Below are 16,908 nucleotides of genomic sequence, written 5' to 3' on the forward strand. Positions count from 1 at the left end.
GGCGGAACCTACGCCTCCGCGTTCAGTAATTGAACACTTCTGGTGATGGTCTTTGTTTGATTGTGATGTTGACGGTCGTGGTGAGTTGTGTTTCGATGTGTTTGGTTCTGTTTGATGGGTGGGCTTAGTGATGGGGTGGCTCGAATGAGGAGTCCGCGGTGAAGAAGACCTCGACCCGGCTGGCCGACGGTCGTGAGCTGATCTACTACGACCTGCGCGACGACGCCGTGCGCGACGCGGTCGACCGCCGTCCGCTGGACCGGACCGTGACGACCTCCGAGGTCCGCCACGACGAGCTGCTCGGCGACTCCGTCGCCATCGCCTCGCACCGGCAGGGCCGCACCTACCACCCGCCGGCCGACGAGTGCCCGCTGTGCCCCTCCGAGGGCGAACGGCTGAGCGAGATCCCCGACTCGTCGTACGACGTCGTGGTCTTCGAGAACCGTTTCCCCTCCCTGGCCGGCGACTCCGGCCGCTGCGAGGTCGTCTGCTTCACCTCCGACCACACCGCCTCGTTCGCCGATCTGAGCGAGGAGCAGGCGCGGCTGGTCCTGGACGCCTGGACCGACCGGACGTCGGAGCTCTCCCATCTGCCCTCCGTGGAACAGGTGTTCTGCTTCGAGAACCGCGGCGCCGAGATCGGGGTCACCCTCCAGCACCCGCACGGGCAGATCTACGCCTACCCGTTCACCACCCCGCGCACCGCCCTGATGCTGCGTTCGCTCGCCGCCCACAAGGACGCCACCGGCGGGGAGAACCTGTTCGACGCCGTCCTGGAGCGGGAACTGGCCGACGAGCGGGTCGTCCTTGAGGGTGAACACTGGGCGGCCTTCGTCCCGTACGCCGCCCACTGGCCGTACGAGGTCCACCTGTACCCCAAGCGCCGCGTGCCCGATCTGCTGGCGCTCGACGAGGACGCGCGCTCAGAGTTTCCCCAGGTTTATCTGGAACTCTTGAGGCGCTTCGACCGGATCTTCGGCGAGGGTGAGCCTCCGACGCCGTACATCGCGGCCTGGCACCAGGCGCCGTTCGGCCAGCTGGCGGAGTTCGACGGCGTCACGCGTGACGACTTCGCGCTCCACCTGGAGCTTTTCACCATCCGACGGACTTCCGGCAAGCTGAAGTTTCTCGCGGGTTCCGAGTCCGGCATGAGCGTGTTCATCAACGACGTGCCGCCGGAGCGCGCGGCCGAGCGACTGCGAGAGGTAGCGAGTTGATGAGCGGTAAGTACCTGGTGACGGGCGGCGCGGGATACGTCGGCAGCGTGGTCGCCCAGCATCTGCTGGAGGCGGGCACCGAGGTCACCGTCCTGGACAACCTCTCCACCGGCTTCCGCGAGGGCGTCCCCGCCGGGGCCGCGTTCATCGAGGGCGACATCCGCGACGCCGCCAAGTGGCTCGACTCCTCCTACGACGCCGTGCTGCACTTCGCCGCCTTCTCCCAGGTCGGCGAGTCGGTGGTGAAGCCGGAGAAGTACTGGGACAACAACGTCGGCGGCACCATGGCCCTGCTCGCCGCGATGCGCGAGGCCGGCGTGCGCAAGCTCGTCTTCTCCTCCACCGCGGCCACCTACGGCGAGCCCGTCAGCACGCCCATCACCGAGACCGACCCCACCGCCCCCACCTCCCCCTACGGCGCCTCCAAGCTCGCCGTCGACCACATGATCACCGGTGAGGCCAAGGCCCACGGCCTCGGCGCGGTCTCACTGCGCTACTTCAACGTCGCCGGCGCCTACGGCAGCTGCGGCGAGCGCCACGACCCCGAATCCCACCTCATCCCGCTCGTCCTCCAGGTCGCCCAGGGCCGCCGCGACGCCATCTCGATCTACGGCGACGACTACCCCACCCCGGACGGCACCTGCATCCGCGACTACATCCACGTCGCGGACCTCGCCGAGGCCCACCTGCTGGCCCTGAAGGCCGCCGAGCCCGGCGAGCACCTGATCTGCAACCTCGGCAACGGCAACGGCTTCTCCGTCCGCGAGGTCATCGAGACCGTCCGCCGGGTCACCGGCCACCCCATCCCCGAGGTGGTCGCCCCCCGCCGCGGCGGCGACCCCGCGGTCCTGGTGGCCTCCGCCGCCACCGCCCGCGAGAAGCTGGGCTGGAACCCGACCCGCGCGGACCTCGCGGGCATCGTCGCGGACGCGTGGGAGTTCGCGCAGAACATCACGAGGGAGCGGTGAGCGTGGGCGCACAGCAGGTACGGGACGGCTTCGCCGAGCTGTACGGGGCCGAACCCGAGGGCGTCTGGGCGGCACCCGGCCGCGTCAACCTCATCGGTGAGCACACCGACTACAACGACGGATTCGTGATGCCCTTCGCGCTGCCGCACACCGCGCTCGCCGCCGTCGCGCGCCGCACCGACGGCCGGCTGCGGCTGCACTCCGCCGACGTCGAGGGCGGCGTCGCCGAGCTGCGCCTCGACGACCTGGCGCCCGAGTCCGACAAGGGCTGGACCGCCTACCCGGCGGGCGTGGTCTGGGCGCTGCGCGAGGCCGGGCACCCGGTGACCGGCGCGGACATCCACCTCGCCTCCACCGTCCCGGCGGGCGCCGGCCTGTCCTCGTCGGCGGCCCTGGAGGTCGTCGTCGCCCTCGCCCTGAACGACCTGTACGAGCTGGGCCTGAAGGGCTGGCAGCTGGCCCGCCTGTGCCAGCGCGCCGAGAACGTCTACGTCGGCGCCCCCGTCGGCATCATGGACCAGACGGCCTCCGCCTGCTGCACCGACGGCCACGCCCTGTTCCTGGACACCCGGGACCTGTCCCAGAGGCAGATCCCGTTCGACCTCGCCGCCGAGGGCATGCGCCTGCTGGTCGTCGACACCCAGGTCAAGCACGAGCACTCCACCGGCGAGTACGGCAAGCGCCGCGCCGGCTGCGAGAAGGGCGCCGCGCTGCTCGGTGTGGACGCCCTGCGGGACATCCCGTACGGGGAACTCGACGCGGCGCTGGACCGGCTCGGCGACGACGAGGAGGTGCGCCGCCTGGTCCGCCACGTGGTGACCGAGGACGAGCGCGTCGAGAGGGTCGTCGCGCTGCTGGAGTCCGGTGACACCCGGGCGATCGGCCCCGTCCTCACCGAGGGCCACGCCTCGCTGCGCGACGACTTCCGCATCTCCTGCCCGGAGCTGGACCTGGTGGTGGACACCGCGCTCGCGGCCGGCGCGCTGGGCGCCCGGATGACCGGCGGCGGCTTCGGCGGCTCGGCGATCGTCCTCGCGGAGGCGGCCGACGTCGACACGATCACCAAGGCCGTCGAGGAGGCCTTCGCCGCGGCCGGCTTCACCGCGCCGCGGGTGTTCGAGGCGGTGCCGTCGCCGGGGGCGCGGCGGATCGGCTAGCGCCGCCCCTTATGGAACCGGTTCATCTGGAACCCGTTCGTCTAAAACCTTTTCACCAAGGTGTACTCGGTGATCCCCGGCGGATAGTCGGGGATCACGCACACCACCTCGTATCCCTGCTTCTCGTAGAAGCCGGGCGCCTGGAAGTCCCAGGTCTCCAACCGCGCGGCCCCGCAGCCGCGTTCGTCGCGGGCGACGCGCTCCGCCTCGGCCAGCAGCCGGCCGCCCAGACCGGCGCCCCGGTGCGGCGCGTCGACCCAGAGATACGTCACGTGCAGCCAGGTCGCCCAGGTGTGACCGACCAGCCCGCCCGCCAGTTCCCCCGTCTCGTCCGACGCCCAGACGTGCAACGGCACTTCGCGCGCCCCCCGCGTGCCTCGCAGCGCCGCCAGCACCGGCGAGGCCGCGGTGTTGGTGTCGCGCAGCCGCGAACGGAGAAGATCGCGCCGGGCCTTGTCGACTTCTGTCTCCAGACGAAACATGCGGCTCACCATAAACGCGGCGGACCGCCAGTTCTGCAAATAGCCTTCCGCCGCGGCCCCCCGCCCGTACTCTGAGGAACTGGCACCGGTGGGGGCCGGTGCTGTTCAGGGGGCGAGACAAGTCGGGTACGGCGCCCGCAGCGGGGGTAGCAGTCATGGCACGGCGGCGGCCGTGCGGTCGTGGGTGCCACACCGCTCGGGCGCTGTACCCGCGCCGGTTCTTCGTGTTCCGGTCTGTCCGGACCAGTGGGGGTATCAGTGGTTCGCATCCGAGTCCTGGTCGTCGACGACCACCGCATCTTCGCCGAGTCGCTGGCGGCGGCCCTGGCCGCCGAACCCGACGTCGACGTGTCCGCGGCGGGCAGCGGCCCGGCCGCGCTGCGCAGCCTGGAACGGGCGGCGGCCGAGGGCCGGCGGTTCGACGTGCTGCTCGTGGACGCCGACCTCGGCGGGAGCCTGCCCGCGCCCCTGCCCCGGCCCGCGGTGGCGGCCGTACCCGCGCCGCGTGAGAGCGGCGAGGACGGCGTCGTCGACGGGATCTCCCTGGTCGGCTGTGTGCGCTCGGCGCAGCCGGGGGTGCGGATCGTGGTCCTCGCGGAGAAGGACGACCCGCGGCGGGCGGCCCTGGCGCTCCAGGCGGGCGCCTCCGGCTGGGTCGCGAAGGACTGCTCCCTGTCCCGGCTGCTCACGGTGATCCGCGGGGTGCTGCGGGACGAGACGCATCTGCCGCCCGCGCTGCTCACCGGGGTGCTGCGGGAGCTGACCGCCGCGCGCCGGCACCGCACCGAGAGCGAGCGGCTGGTGGAGTCGCTGACCCCGCGGGAGCGGGAGGTGCTGCGCTGCATGGTGGCCGGCCTCGGCCGCAAGGCGGTCGCCGAGCGGCTGTTCCTCAGCCCGCACACGGTGCGTACGCATATGCAGAACGTGCTGGGCAAGCTGGGCGTGCACTCCACCCTCGCCGCGGTCGCGCTCGCCCGGCGGGCCGGGGTGGGGCCGGCCGACCTAACCGGGGATGTTGTCGAACGGGGCGGTCAGCTGGCGTAGCAGGGCGGCCAGCTCCCCCCGCTGGGCGCGGGACAGCTCGGCGAGGATGGCGCGCTCCTGGTCCAGCAGCCCGGCCAGCGCCTGGTCGGCGCGGTCGCGGCCCTCGTCGGTGAGGCGGACCAGCACACCGCGCCGGTCGCTGGGGTCGGGCAGCCGCTCCACCAGGCCCTTCTTGGCGAGCCGGTCGATACGGTTGGTCATCGTCCCGGACGTCACCAGGGTCTGCGTCAGCAGCTGACCCGGCGAGAGCTGGTACGGCGTGCCCGCGCGGCGCAGCGCGGTCAGCACGTCGAACTCCCAGGGCTCCAGGCTGTGCTCGGAGAAGGCCAGACGGCGTGCGCGGTCCAGATGCCGGGCGAGCCTGCTCACCCGGCTGAGCACCTCGAGCGGTTCCACGTCGAGGTCCGGGCGCTCCCGGCGCCACGCTGCGACCAGCCGATCGACCTCGTCCTCCATGGCGATCAGTGTAGTGGTTGTGTCGATGTGAAGTCTCTTGACGTCAAGAGACTTGCTTGCCAGTCTGGCGCCATGGCTGACCCGATCTGGGACCCCGCCCAGTACCTGCGCCACGCCGGCCCCCGCGCCCGCCCCTTCGCCGACCTCCTCGCCCGCGTCCCGGACCTCCCCGCAGGCCCGCCCCGCATCGCCGACCTCGGCTGCGGCCCCGGCACCCTCACCGAGCTCCTCGCCCGGCGCTGGCCCACCGCCCGCGTCACGGGCTACGACAACTCGCCCGAGATGCTGGCGCGGGCGTCCGGCGGCCAGACCCCGGGCGGCGGCCGGCTGGAGTTCCGCGAGGCCGACATCCGCACCTGGACGCCCGCCGAGCCGCACCACCTGATCATCAGCAACGCCACCCTCCAGTGGATCCCCGGTCACGCCGACCGCTTCCCCGACTGGATCGCCGCCCTCACCCCCGGCGGCACCCTCGCCTTCCAGGTCCCCGGCAACTTCGACGCCCCCAGCCACCGGCTGCTGCGGGAGCTGGCCGAGTCCCCGCCCTGGCGGGACCGCCTCGCCGGGGCGCTGCGCCACGAGAACGCCGTCCTCACGCCGTCGGAGTACCTGAGCCGCCTGACGGACCTCGGCTGCGTGGCGGACGTCTGGGAGACCACGTACGTCCATCTCCTGGAGGGCGATGACCCGGTCCTGGACTGGGTGAAGGGCACGGCCCTGCGCCCAGTGCTCACGGCCCTGGCCGACGACCCCCAGGCCCAGGAGTCATTCGTACGCACCTACCGCGACGCCCTCCGCGAGGCGTACCCGCCGACCGGGCACGGCACGCCGTTTCCGTTCCGCCGTGTGTTCGCGGTGGCCCGAAAGGAGGGGTGAGGCGGGAGTGGCCCCGAAGCCGCGCCGACAACAGCAGGCCGACGCCGGCCGGCCTACAGCTCAGGGGCCCAGCCCCAGGATGCGTCTGACGTCCTCGTGCGGGATGCCGGCGCCGAGCGTGCCTTCGGCCTTGCGGCGCCGGTAGTCGGAGACTGCGAGGGAGTCCTCCAGATCTTCGATCACCCGAGGTGATACGAGAAGCGCGGCCACGTGTCCATGGTCGGCGAGGGCGATCGTCTCGCAGCTGTGGGCTACCCGGCGGACCAGCTCGTCGAGCCGGGGGCCTGCCTCGTCGATCGGAATCCTGGTCATGGACCCGGCATTCCGCGGCGCAGGCCTCGGCACCCTGGATTTCAGCTCTTCCGGTGCCCTATCAACCGCGGCTTCGGCTCCAGGCCGTCCAGGCCGTGCCACGCCAGGTTCACCAGGTGGGCCGCCACCTCCGCCTTCTTCGGGCGGCGGACCTCCAGCCACCACTGGCCGGTCAGCGCGACCATGCCGACCAGGGCCTGGGCGTAGAGGGGGGCGAGCTTCGGGTCGAAGCCGCGGCTCTTGAACTCCTTGCCGAGGATGTCCTCCACCTGGGTGGCGATGTCGGAGATGAGGGAGGCGAAGGAACCGGTCGACTGGGGGATGGGGGAGTCGCGGACGAGGATCCGGAAGCCGTCCGTGTACTCCTCGATGTAGTCCAGCAGCGCGAACGCCGCCTGTTCCAGCAGTTCGCGGGGGTGTCCGGCGGTCAGCGAGCCGGTCACCATGTCCAGCAGGCGCCGCATCTCGCGGTCCACGACGACCGCGTACAGCCCCTCCTTGCCGCCGAAGTGCTCGTACACCACCGGCTTCGAGACCCCCGCCTTCGCGGCGATCTCCTCCACCGACGTGCCCTCGAAGCCCTTCGCGGCGAAGAGGGTGCGACCGATCTCCAGCAGCTGCTGGCGTCGCTCCGCACCGGTCATTCGGGTACGGCGCGTGCGCCGCGGCTTGTCACTGTTCGGGGTACTGCTGGAGTCGGTCGCCACGGCGTCAATCATGCCGCCTCGGCGGCCTCCTTCCGGCGCCGGGAGTCGTCCTCCCCGGTGTTCCGGCGGGAATCGATACGCGAGCGTGACGGCCAGCGCACGTCGTACGCCCAGCCGAGCTGTTCGAACCAGCGGATCAGCCGGGCGGAGGAGTCCAGCTGGCCGCGCATCACACCGTGGCGCGCCGACGTCGGGTCCGCGTGGTGCAGGTTGTGCCAGGACTCGCCGCACGACAGGATCGCCAGCCACCACACGTTGCCCGAGCGGTCACGCGACTTGAACGGGCGCTTGCCCACCGCGTGGCAGATCGAGTTGATCGACCAGGTCACATGGTGCAGCAGTGCCACCCGCACGAGTGAGCCCCAGAAGAACGCGGTGAACGCGCCCCACCAGGACATCGTCACCAGACCGCCGATCAGCGCGGGCAGACCCAGCGACACGGCCGTCCACAGCACGAACTGCCGGGAGATCGTCCGCAGCGTCTTGTCCTTGATCAGGTCCGGGGCGTACTTCTCCTGCGGCGTCTGCTCTTCGTCGAACATCCATCCGATGTGCGCCCACCACAGGCCCTTGATCAGCGCGGGCACGGTCTCGCCGTACCGCCACGGGGAGTGCGGGTCACCCTCCGCGTCCGAGAACTTGTGGTGCTTGCGGTGATCGGCGACCCAGCGGACGAGCGGCCCCTCCACCGCCATCGACCCGGCGATCGCCAGCGCGATCTTCAGCGGGCGCTTGGCCTTGAACGAACCGTGGGTGAAGTGGCGGTGGAAGCCGATCGTGATGCCGTGGCAGCCGAGGAAGTAGAAGAAGACCAGCAGACCGAGGTCCAGCCAGCTCACGCCCCAGCCCCACGCCAGCGGCACGGCCGCGAGCAGGGCGAGGAACGGGACGACGATGAAGAGCAGCAGCGTGATCTGCTCGACGGACCGCTTCTTCTCACCGCCCAGCGTGGCGGACGGCGTCGAAGCGGCGGAGGTCTCGGCGGTCGACTGCGAGGCGTTGTCGATCACATCGGAGCTTGGGGTCATGGGCGTCCCCTGTGGGGTCGAGGGTCAAGAAGGGTGCCGGGGCCACCGAACCGGGCAGCTCCCTACGGTTCCGTAACCTACGGCGTCGTAAGTATGGCAGCGGCTCGCCCGGCGGCAAGAGCCCGAAAGCCTGCGCGTCCGCATGGACACCTATCCTTGATGTCGGTCGGACAGCGCGGTCCGCTCTGTTTACTTCCCGGATGTCCGGCCCGTATGCGGCAAGCCGCCGTACGAGACGCCGTCCGGGTACCCCTCCCAGACGAGCTTCAACACTGCAAGGAGCCGCACCTGTGAGCAGTGCCGACGACCAGACCACGACGAACAGCAGCGCGCTGCGCGCCGACATCCGCCGGCTGGGTGATCTCCTCGGTGAGACCCTGGTGCGGCAGGAGGGCCCCGAGCTGCTGGAGCTCGTCGAGAAGGTCCGCCGCCTCACCCGCGAGGACGGCGAGGCCGCCGCCGAGCTGCTGCGTGGCACGGAACTGGAGACCGCGGCCAAGCTGGTCCGCGCCTTCTCCACCTACTTCCACCTCGCCAACGTCACCGAGCAGGTGCACCGCGGCCGCGAGCTGCGGGCCAAGCGCGCCGCCGAGGGCGGCCTGCTGTCCCGCACGGCCGACCGGCTGAAGGACGCCGACCCCGAGCACCTGCGCGAGACGGTGCGCAACCTCAACGTCCGCCCCGTCTTCACCGCCCACCCCACCGAGGCCGCCCGCCGCTCGGTGCTGAACAAGCTCCGGCGCATCGCCGCCCTGCTGGACACCCCCGTCCTCGACTCCGACCGACGCCGCCACGACGTCCGCCTCGCCGAGAACATCGACCTGGTGTGGCAGACGGACGAGCTGCGGGTCGTCCGCCCGGAGCCGGCCGACGAGGCCCGCAACGCCATCTACTACCTGGACGAGCTGCACGCGAACGCCGTCGGCGACGTCCTGGAGGACCTCACGGCCGAGCTGGAGCGCGTCGGCGTCAAGCTCCCCGACGACACCCGCCCGCTCACCTTCGGCACCTGGATCGGCGGCGACCGCGACGGCAACCCCAACGTCACCCCCCAGGTGACCTGGGACGTCCTCATCCTCCAGCACGAGCACGGCATCAACGACGCGCTGGAGATGATCGACGAGCTGCGCGGCTTCCTGTCCAACTCCATCCGCTACAGCGGGGCCACCCCCGAGCTGCTGGAATCGCTCCAGGCCGACCTCGACAACCTCCCCGAGATCAGCCCCCGCTACAAGCGCCTCAACGCCGAGGAGCCCTACCGGCTCAAGGCCACCTGCATCCGGCAGAAGCTGGAGAACACCAAGCTCCGCCTCGCCAAGGGCACCCCGCACGAGCCCGGCCGCGACTACCTCGGCACCTCCGAGCTGCTGGCGGACCTCACCCTCATCCAGACCTCCCTGCGCGAGCACCGCGGCGCCCTGTTCGCCGAAGGCCGGATGAACCGCACCATCCGCACCCTGGCAGCCTTCGGCCTCCAGCTCGCCACCATGGACGTCCGCGAGCACGCCGACGCCCACCACCACGCCCTCGGCCAGCTCTTCGACCGGCTCGGTGAGGAGTCCTGGCGGTACGCGGACATGCCCCGCGACTACCGCACCAGGCTCCTCGCCAAGGAACTGCGCTCCCGCCGCCCCCTCGCCCCCACCCCGGCGCCCGTCGACGCGGCCGGCGAGAAGACCCTCGGCGTCTTCCAGACCATCAAGCGGGCCCTGGAGGTCTTCGGACCCGAGGTCATCGAGTCGTACATCATCTCCATGTGCCAGGGCGCCGACGACGTCTTCGCCGCCGCCGTCCTCGCCCGCGAGGCCGGACTCATCGACCTCCACGCCGGCTGGGCCAAGATCGGCATCGTCCCGCTCCTGGAGACCACCGACGAGCTGAAGGCCGCCGACACCATCCTCGAGGACATGCTCTCCGACCCGTCCTACCGGCGCCTCGTCGCGCTCAGGGGCGACGTCCAGGAGGTCATGCTCGGCTACTCCGACTCCTCGAAGTTCGGCGGCATCACCACCAGCCAGTGGGAGATCCACCGCGCCCAGCGCCGCCTGCGCGACGTCGCCCACCGCTACGGCGTCCGCCTGCGCCTCTTCCACGGCCGCGGCGGCACCGTCGGCCGCGGCGGCGGCCCCACCCACGACGCGATCCTCGCCCAGCCCTGGGGCACCCTCGAAGGCGAGATCAAGGTCACCGAGCAGGGCGAGGTCATCTCCGACAAGTACCTCATCCCCTCCCTCGCCCGCGAGAACCTGGAACTGACCGTGGCCGCGACGCTGCAGGCCTCCGCCCTGCACACCGCCCCGCGCCAGTCCGACGAGGCCCTCGCCCGCTGGGACGCCGCCATGGACGTCGCCTCCGACGCCGCCCACTCCGCCTACCGGCGCCTGGTCGAGGACCCCGACCTGCCGGCGTACTTCCTCGCCTCGACACCGGTGGACCAGCTCGCCGACCTGCACCTGGGCTCCCGGCCCTCCCGCCGCCCCGGCTCCGGCGTCTCGCTCGACGGCCTGCGCGCCATCCCCTGGGTGTTCGGATGGACCCAGTCCCGGCAGATCGTCCCGGGCTGGTTCGGCGTCGGCTCCGGCCTCAAGGCGCTGCGCGAGGCCGGTCTCGACACCGTGCTCGACGAGATGTACGGGCAGTGGCACTTCTTCCGGAACTTCATCTCCAACGTCGAGATGACCCTCGCGAAGACCGATCTGCGGATCGCCCGCCACTACGTCGACACCCTCGTCCCCGACGAGCTCAAGCACGTCTTCGACACCATCAAGGCCGAACACGAGCTGACCGTCCGCGAGGTCCTGCGCGTCACCGGCGAGAAGGAACTGCTCGACGCCCAGCCGGTCCTCAAGCAGACCTTCACCATCCGCGACGCCTACCTCGACCCGATCTCCTACCTCCAGGTCGCCCTGCTCAAGCGGCAGCGCGACGCGGCCGCCGCCGGCGAGGAAGTCGACCCGCTGCTGTCGCGGGCGCTGCTGCTCACCGTCAACGGTGTCGCGGCGGGCCTGCGCAACACCGGCTGACCCCCGCCCGCACACACGACGGCGCCCCCACGCTCACCGAGAGCGTTGGGGCGCCGCCTCTTGCCGCGCCTGCGTCAGCCCTGCTGGGCCTTGCGACGGCGGACCACCAGGAAGCCACCCGCGGCCACCAGCGCGGCGGCCACACCCGCCAGCAGACCCACGGGGGCGCTGCTGCCGGTCTCGGCGAGGTCACCCTCGACACCGCCCTGCGGGGACGAGGACGCGGCCGGGGTCGCCGCACCGCTCTCCGAGGCACCCGGGGTGGCACCCTCGGACGGGCTGCCCGACGGGCCCTCCGACGGACCCTCGGAGGCGCCCTCCGACACGCTCGGGGACGCGCTCGGCGCCTCGGACGCACCGGCCGACCCGGACGGCGAGGCGGACGGCGTCGTACCCGGCTGACCGCCCTCCTCCTCGCAGTCCGTCCAGAACACCTTGTGCTTCGGGGCGCCGTGCTTGCCCTCGAAGGTCCAGAACAGCTTGTAGTGGCCGTCGGGGAGGGTCATGTCCTCCGTGCGCTCGTGACCGTCGGCGTCCAGGGTCAGCGAGCCGGACTTCACCGTCTCGCCCTTGACGTCGGCGGTCGGCGCCCAGGCCTCGATGTGCCAGTCGACCTTCTGACCCGCGTCGAAACCGAACGCGTCCAGGTAGAAGGTGCAGACGTGCGGCTCGTTCTTGCGCAGCTCCTCACCGGTGGCCGCGTCATGGATCTTGACGGTGCCGTTGTCACCCGGCGGGGTGGCGTGGGCGGCGGGCGACAGGAGCAGCGTGGCCGCGGCGACGGCGCACACGGCGCCGGCGCGAGAGAGGGTTCGCATGAAGCAGTAGTCCATCTTCGTGTGACGAACGGGGAAGATGTGGAGGGGGCGGCTCAGCATCCGGCAGACCCCGGTGTCGGATCAAGCACGAAAAGGCAACGATCCAACTCTCCACGTGCGGGACAACGGTGAAACCCGGTCAGACGTATCGGCCCCTCCCGAAAGCGGACCACAAGACCACCACGAGGCCGTCATACGACCAGGAACGCCGCCGTGATCAGCACGAACCCCGACCCCGCCAGCACCCACGCCGCCCGCGCCCGCCGCAGACCCCCCGCGACCACCACCGACGCCAGCAGCAACGCGCCACCCATCGGCACCCAAGCGTGGAGAACCCCCGCCGGCCCCGAACGCACCGCCTCGCCACCGTCCGGCTTCAGCACCACCGTGTACGTCCGCCCCTCGCGCACCGCCACCGAGTGCTCCAGCACCACCCGCTCCCGGGGCTGCGAACCCGGCGACAGAGGCCTGTACGGACCGGCACACGTGTCCTCGCCGCACCGGGTGACCTCGACGGTGCCGCTCTCCCTCCCCTTGGTGAGCATCACGTACTGAGCGGACCCCCACGAGGCCCACACACCGGCGACGAGGATCAGCGCCGTGACCGCGCCCATCGCCGCGAACCGGCCGAAGCGCAGCACGGCGTCCGCACCCTGACGGGAGACGACCGCAGAAGGCATGGCCGCGATCCTTGGCCATGCCTACACGGCCAGTCAACTCACGTAAGGGACAAGTCAGGAGTTGTGCGTAGTCACGAGTTGTACGTGCTCTGCGCCCGCTCCAGCCCCTCGATCACCAGACACTCCACCGCGTCCGCCGCCCGGTCCACGAACCAGTCCAGCTCCTTGCGCTCCGCCGACGAGAAATCCTTCAGCACGAAGTCCGCCACCTGCATCCGCCCCGGCGGACGCCCGATCCCGCACCGCACCCGGTGATAGTCCGAGCCCATCGCCTTCGTCATCGACTTCAGCCCGTTGTGCCCGTTGTCACCGCCCCCCAGCTTCAGCCGCAGCGCCCCGTAGTCGATGTCCAGCTCGTCGTGCACCGCCACGATGTTGCCCACCGGCACCTTGTAGAAGTCCCGCAGCGCGTTCACCGGGCCACCCGACAGATTCATGTACGACATCGGCTTCGCCAGGATCACCCGGCGACTGGCCGGCCCCGGCGGACCGATCCGGCCCTCCACGACCTGCGCCTGCGCCTTGCCCGCCCGCTTGAACCTGCCGCCGATCCGCTCCGCCAGCAGATCCGCCACCATGAAACCGACGTTGTGCCGGTTCATCGCGTACTCCGGCCCCGGATTCCCCAGCCCCACGATCAGCCAGGGCGCACCCACATCCGCCGTCACGTCCATCTCTCCTTGGATACGCGCCAGCCGCTGCCCCCACGGAGAACCCCCCGGGGAACAGCGGCTGACGAAACGACGAAGCTGAGGATCAGGCCTCGGCGGACTCTTCGCCGCCCTCGGCCTCACCCTCGCCCTCGGCCGGCTCCTCGGCCTGCGCGGCCAGGACCTGCAGGACGACGGCGTCCTCCTCGACGGCCAGCGTGGTGCCCTTCGGCAGCGCGATGTCCTTGGCGTGGATCGAGGCACCGGCCTCCAGACCCTCCACCGACACCGTCAGCTGCTCGGGGATGTGCGTGGCCTCGGCCTCGACCGGAAGCGCGTTCAGCACGTGCTCCAGCAGGTTGCCACCCGCGGCCAGCTCGCCCTCGGCGACGACCGGAACCTCGACCGTGACCTTCTCGCCACGCTTGACCAGCAGCAGGTCGACGTGCTCCAGGAAGCCCTTCAGCGGGTCACGCTGCACGGCCTTCGGAATCGCCAGCTCCTGCGTCTTGCCGTCGATGTCCAGGGAGATCAGGACGTTCGGCGTACGCAGCGCCAGCAGCAGGTCGTGACCCGGGAAGGTCAGGTGCAGCGGCTGCGAGCCGTGGCCGTACAGCACACCCGGAACCTTGTTGTCACGACGGATACGACGGGCGGCACCCTTACCGAACTCGGTACGGGTCTCGGCGGTGAGCTTCACCTCGGACATGATGATCACTCCTCGTAGGAAGCGGAACGGACGGGTCACCCGGCCACGAACGGCCTGCTACGAAGAGCGCGTCGATAACGGACCGCCGTACAACGAGTACGGCCTCCCTCGCCGAGCAACCGGACCAGGATACTCGGCTCGGGAGGCCGCAGAAAAATCGATCAGTCAGCGGACCGTACGGCTCACTGCTCGTCGAACAGGCTCGTCACCGAACCGTCCTCGAACACCTCACGCACCGCACTCGCGATCGTCGGCGCGATCGACAGCACCGTCAGCTTGTCCAGATCCTGCGCCAGCTCACCCGGCGTCGGCAACGTGTTCGTGAACACGAACTCACTCACCCGCGAGTTCTTCAGCCGGTCCGCCGCCGGACCCGACAGCACACCGTGCGTCGCCGTCACGATGACATCCTCCGCACCGTGCGCGAACAGCGCGTCCGCCGCGGCACAGATCGTGCCACCCGTGTCGATCATGTCGTCGACCAGGACACACACCCGGCCCTTGACCTCACCCACGACCTCGTGGACGGTCACCTGGTTCGCCACGTCCTTGTCACGCCGCTTGTGCACGATCGCCAGCGGCGCGCCCAGCCGGTCACACCACCGGTCCGCGACCCGCACCCGGCCCGCGTCCGGCGACACGACCGTCAGCTTCTCCCGGTCCACCTTCTTGCCCACGTAGTCCGCCAGCAGCGGCAGCGCGAACAGGTGGTCCACCGGACCGTCGAAGAAGCCCTGGATCTGGTCCGTGTGCAGATCCACGGTCAGGATCCGGTCCGCACCGGCCGTCTTCATCAGATCCGCGATCAGACGCGCCGAGATCGGTTCACGACCCCGGTGCTTCTTGTCCTGCCGCGCGTAACCGTAGAACGGCACGATCACCGTGATGGAACGGGCCGACGCACGCTTCAGCGCGTCGATCATGATCAGCTGCTCCATGATCCACTTGTTGATCGGAGCCGTGTGGCTCTGGATCAGGAAGCAGTCCGCGCCACGCGCCGACTCCTGATAGCGGACATAGATCTCGCCATTGGCGAAGTCGAAGGCCTTCGTCGGAACAAGCCCGACACCCAGCTGGTGGGCGACCTCCTCGGCAAGCTCGGGGTGGGCGCGGCCGGAGAAGAACATCATCTTCTTCTCGCCGGTCGTCTTGATCCCGGTCACAGCACTTTCTCCTCAGAGGTGTCTCAGCTGGGGTGTTGACACGACGTCTCGCAGCTGGGGCGCGAGATACGTCGTCTCAGCTGGTGGGGTGCGGGTGTGCACTTATCACGGTACGCCGTCCCAGACGCACCTGTTTCCGGTCAGCCTTCGCCTTCCGGCCCCCGGGACGCCGCCTCGGCCGCCTTCGCCGCCGCGCTCCCAGGACGCTTACGAGCCACCCAACCCTCGATATTCCGCTGCTGACCACGGGCCACGGCCAGCGAGCCGGGCGGCACATCCTTGGTGATCACTGAGCCGGCAGCCGTATAGGCACCGTCCCCGATCGTGACAGGAGCCACAAACATGTTGTCCGAACCGGTACGGCAGTGCGAGCCGACGGTCGTGTGATGCTTGTCCTGACCGTCATAGTTCACGAACACACTCGCCGCACCGATGTTGGTGTGGTCACCGATCGTCGCGTCACCGACATACGACAGATGCGGCACCTTCGTGCCCTCGCCGATCGACGCGTTCTTCGTCTCGACGTACGTCCCGATCTTGCCCTTGCGCCCCAGCCGCGTCCCCGGCCGCAGATACGCAAACGGCCCCACGGACGCCTCCGGACCCACCACGGCCTTCTCGGACACCGTGTTGTCGACCCGCGCCCCCGCACCCACGCGGGTGTCCTTCAACCGGCTGTTCGGCCCGACCTCACACCCCTCACCGAGATGCGTGGAACCCTGCAACTGCGTCCCCGGATGCACCACGACATCCTGCTCGAACGTGACCGTCACATCGACCCAGGTCGTCGCCGGGTCCACCACCGTGACCCCGGCAAGCATGGCCTCGGTCAGCAGCCGGTCGTTGAGAATGCGCCGCGCCTCGGCCAGCTGCACCCGGTTGTTGATCCCGGCGATCTCCCGGTGATCCCCGGCCACACAGGCACCCACTCGGTGCCCCGCCTCCCGCAGGATCCCGAGCACGTCCGTCAGATACTCCTCGCCCTGACTGTTGTCCGTACGGACCTTCCCCAGCGCCTCCGCCAGCAGCCGGCCGTCGAACGCGAACACCCCGGAATTGATCTCCCGGATCACCCGCTGCGCCTCGGTCGCGTCCTTGTGCTCGACGATCGCGGTCACGGCACCGGTCGCCTCGTCCCGGATGATCCGGCCGTAGCCGGTCGCGTCCGGCACCTCGGCCGTGAGCACCGTGACGGCGTTCCCGTCGTCCGAGTGCGTCCGAGCGAGCCGCCGCAGCGTGTCCGCGGTCAGCAGGGGAGTGTCGCCGCAGACCACCACCACGGTCCCGTCGACACCGCCGCCCAGCTCCTCCAGGCCCATCCGCACCGCGTGCCCGGTGCCCTTCTGCTCCGCCTGCACGGCGGTACGCACGTCCGGGGCGACGGCGGCCAGGTGCTCGGTCACCCGCTCCCGCGCGTGCCCGACCACGACGACCAGGTTCTCCGGCTCCAACTCACCGGCCGCGGCCAGCACGTGCCCCACGAGGCTGCGGCCGCAGATCTCGTGCAGGACCTTCGGTGTGGCCGACTTCATACGGGTGCCCTCACCCGCTGCGAGAACGACGACGGCTGCCGGGCGAATGGCGCTCACGGGATGCCCTTCGGCTGTGGAGGGGGTGT

General features: G+C 70.4%; 17 protein-coding genes. 6 read left to right on the top strand and 11 right to left on the bottom strand.

Annotated elements, in window-relative coordinates; genetic code table 11:
• Nucleotides 1–158: 158 nt before the first annotated feature.
• From galT to galK, 3 genes are read left to right on the top strand one after another with little or no spacing between them, the layout of a single operon-like run.
• Entirely contained in the window at nucleotides 159–1,217 is a 1,059-nt protein-coding gene (galT, locus tag ACIG0D_RS09875) for a galactose-1-phosphate uridylyltransferase (protein WP_399797892.1), read from the top strand.
• The gene (gene galE / locus ACIG0D_RS09880; RefSeq protein WP_399797895.1) at nucleotides 1,217–2,185 is read left to right on the top strand and encodes a UDP-glucose 4-epimerase GalE; all 969 of its coding nucleotides are present in this window, start codon (nucleotides 1,217–1,219) and stop codon (nucleotides 2,183–2,185) included. Before galT ends, galE begins: the two co-directional genes overlap by 1 nt.
• A gap of 2 nt (nucleotides 2,186–2,187) precedes the next feature.
• Nucleotides 2,188–3,342 (top strand): galactokinase, encoded by a 1,155-nt coding sequence (gene galK, locus ACIG0D_RS09885; protein ID WP_399797898.1) that lies wholly within the window; start codon nucleotides 2,188–2,190, stop codon nucleotides 3,340–3,342.
• A 41-nt stretch (nucleotides 3,343–3,383) separates the two neighbouring features.
• On the opposite strand, the gene ACIG0D_RS09890 is transcribed toward galK, so the two are convergent.
• On the bottom strand, nucleotides 3,384–3,836 hold the full coding sequence (locus tag ACIG0D_RS09890; protein WP_399797901.1) for a GNAT family N-acetyltransferase: 453 nt from the start codon (nucleotides 3,834–3,836) through the stop codon (nucleotides 3,384–3,386).
• A gap of 246 nt (nucleotides 3,837–4,082) precedes the next feature.
• Between ACIG0D_RS09890 and ACIG0D_RS09895 the strand changes: the two genes are divergently transcribed.
• On the top strand, nucleotides 4,083–4,868 hold the full coding sequence (locus ACIG0D_RS09895) for a LuxR C-terminal-related transcriptional regulator (RefSeq protein WP_399797904.1): 786 nt from the start codon (nucleotides 4,083–4,085) through the stop codon (nucleotides 4,866–4,868).
• Here ACIG0D_RS09895 and tamR read toward each other — a convergent pair.
• Nucleotides 4,827–5,324, bottom strand: coding sequence for a MarR family transcriptional regulator TamR (gene tamR, locus ACIG0D_RS09900; protein ID WP_019753616.1), 498 nt, complete (start codon nucleotides 5,322–5,324; stop codon nucleotides 4,827–4,829). The two genes, ACIG0D_RS09895 and tamR, sit on opposite strands and share 42 nt — an antisense overlap.
• 72 nt (nucleotides 5,325–5,396) lie before the next feature.
• On the opposite strand from tamR, the gene ACIG0D_RS09905 reads away from it, so the two are divergent.
• Entirely contained in the window at nucleotides 5,397–6,200 is an 804-nt protein-coding gene (locus ACIG0D_RS09905; protein WP_399797908.1) for a trans-aconitate 2-methyltransferase, read from the top strand.
• Between the two features lie 60 nt (nucleotides 6,201–6,260).
• Here the strand turns inward: ACIG0D_RS09905 and ACIG0D_RS09910 are convergent, their stop codons facing one another.
• Genes ACIG0D_RS09910 through ACIG0D_RS09920 form a run of 3 tightly spaced genes read right to left on the bottom strand, consistent with a single transcriptional unit; the run spans nucleotide 6,261 to nucleotide 8,247 of the window.
• Nucleotides 6,261–6,512 carry a type II toxin-antitoxin system prevent-host-death family antitoxin gene (locus ACIG0D_RS09910; protein WP_399797910.1) on the bottom strand — a complete coding sequence of 84 codons (252 nt, stop codon included), beginning with the start codon at nucleotides 6,510–6,512 and terminating at the stop codon, nucleotides 6,261–6,263.
• 41 nt (nucleotides 6,513–6,553) lie between these two features.
• Entirely contained in the window at nucleotides 6,554–7,231 is a 678-nt protein-coding gene (locus ACIG0D_RS09915; RefSeq protein WP_399797912.1) for a TetR/AcrR family transcriptional regulator, read from the bottom strand.
• Nucleotides 7,228–8,247, bottom strand: a complete 1,020-nt coding sequence (locus ACIG0D_RS09920; RefSeq protein ID WP_399797914.1) for an acyl-CoA desaturase — start codon at nucleotides 8,245–8,247, stop codon at nucleotides 7,228–7,230. Before ACIG0D_RS09920 ends, ACIG0D_RS09915 begins: the two co-directional genes overlap by 4 nt.
• A 290-nt stretch (nucleotides 8,248–8,537) precedes the next feature.
• Between ACIG0D_RS09920 and ppc the strand changes: the two genes are divergently transcribed.
• Nucleotides 8,538–11,270, top strand: coding sequence for a phosphoenolpyruvate carboxylase (gene ppc, locus ACIG0D_RS09925; protein WP_399797917.1), 2,733 nt, complete (start codon nucleotides 8,538–8,540; stop codon nucleotides 11,268–11,270).
• Between the two features lie 74 nt (nucleotides 11,271–11,344).
• On the opposite strand, the gene ACIG0D_RS09930 is transcribed toward ppc, so the two are convergent.
• The 6 genes from ACIG0D_RS09930 to glmU all read right to left on the bottom strand — a co-directional run bounded on the left by ACIG0D_RS09930 (nucleotide 11,345) and on the right by glmU (nucleotide 16,879).
• Nucleotides 11,345–12,088 carry an LPXTG cell wall anchor domain-containing protein gene (locus ACIG0D_RS09930; RefSeq protein ID WP_399797920.1) on the bottom strand — a complete coding sequence of 248 codons (744 nt, stop codon included), beginning with the start codon at nucleotides 12,086–12,088 and terminating at the stop codon, nucleotides 11,345–11,347.
• A 191-nt stretch (nucleotides 12,089–12,279) separates the two neighbouring features.
• A complete protein-coding gene (locus ACIG0D_RS09935) occupies nucleotides 12,280–12,768 on the bottom strand; it encodes a hypothetical protein (RefSeq protein ID WP_399797923.1) in 489 nt (162 codons plus the stop codon).
• A gap of 71 nt (nucleotides 12,769–12,839) precedes the next feature.
• The gene (pth, locus tag ACIG0D_RS09940; protein WP_399797925.1) at nucleotides 12,840–13,442 is read right to left on the bottom strand and encodes an aminoacyl-tRNA hydrolase; all 603 of its coding nucleotides are present in this window, start codon (nucleotides 13,440–13,442) and stop codon (nucleotides 12,840–12,842) included.
• Between the two features lie 82 nt (nucleotides 13,443–13,524).
• Entirely contained in the window at nucleotides 13,525–14,127 is a 603-nt protein-coding gene (locus ACIG0D_RS09945) for a 50S ribosomal protein L25/general stress protein Ctc (RefSeq protein ID WP_399797928.1), read from the bottom strand.
• Between the two features lie 182 nt (nucleotides 14,128–14,309).
• Nucleotides 14,310–15,290, bottom strand: coding sequence for a ribose-phosphate diphosphokinase (locus ACIG0D_RS09950; protein ID WP_399797930.1), 981 nt, complete (start codon nucleotides 15,288–15,290; stop codon nucleotides 14,310–14,312).
• 140 nt (nucleotides 15,291–15,430) lie between these two features.
• Nucleotides 15,431–16,879 (bottom strand): bifunctional UDP-N-acetylglucosamine diphosphorylase/glucosamine-1-phosphate N-acetyltransferase GlmU, encoded by a 1,449-nt coding sequence (glmU, locus tag ACIG0D_RS09955; RefSeq protein ID WP_399797932.1) that lies wholly within the window; start codon nucleotides 16,877–16,879, stop codon nucleotides 15,431–15,433.
• Nucleotides 16,880–16,908: the final 29 nt, after the last annotated feature.

Origin of the sequence: Streptomyces sp. NPDC052773 (genome assembly GCF_044547145.1) — a bacterium.
In the GTDB taxonomy this organism is placed as follows: Bacteria; Actinomycetota; Actinomycetes; order Streptomycetales; family Streptomycetaceae; genus Streptomyces.

Coding starts and splice junctions, on each gene's coding strand:
- galE (WP_399797895.1), top strand. CDS start 1,217: ATGAGCGGTAAGTACCTGGTGACGGGCGGCGCGGGATACGTCGGCAGC.
- ACIG0D_RS09890 (WP_399797901.1), bottom strand. CDS start 3,836: ATGGTGAGCCGCATGTTTCGTCTGGAGACAGAAGTCGACAAGGCCCGG.
- tamR (WP_019753616.1), bottom strand. CDS start 5,324: ATGGAGGACGAGGTCGATCGGCTGGTCGCAGCGTGGCGCCGGGAGCGC.
- ACIG0D_RS09905 (WP_399797908.1), top strand. CDS start 5,397: ATGGCTGACCCGATCTGGGACCCCGCCCAGTACCTGCGCCACGCCGGC.
- ACIG0D_RS09910 (WP_399797910.1), bottom strand. CDS start 6,512: ATGACCAGGATTCCGATCGACGAGGCAGGCCCCCGGCTCGACGAGCTG.
- ACIG0D_RS09915 (WP_399797912.1), bottom strand. CDS start 7,231: ATGATTGACGCCGTGGCGACCGACTCCAGCAGTACCCCGAACAGTGAC.
- ACIG0D_RS09920 (WP_399797914.1), bottom strand. CDS start 8,247: ATGACCCCAAGCTCCGATGTGATCGACAACGCCTCGCAGTCGACCGCC.
- ACIG0D_RS09930 (WP_399797920.1), bottom strand. CDS start 12,088: ATGCGAACCCTCTCTCGCGCCGGCGCCGTGTGCGCCGTCGCCGCGGCC.
- ACIG0D_RS09935 (WP_399797923.1), bottom strand. CDS start 12,768: ATGCCTTCTGCGGTCGTCTCCCGTCAGGGTGCGGACGCCGTGCTGCGC.
- pth (WP_399797925.1), bottom strand. CDS start 13,442: ATGGACGTGACGGCGGATGTGGGTGCGCCCTGGCTGATCGTGGGGCTG.
- ACIG0D_RS09945 (WP_399797928.1), bottom strand. CDS start 14,127: ATGTCCGAGGTGAAGCTCACCGCCGAGACCCGTACCGAGTTCGGTAAG.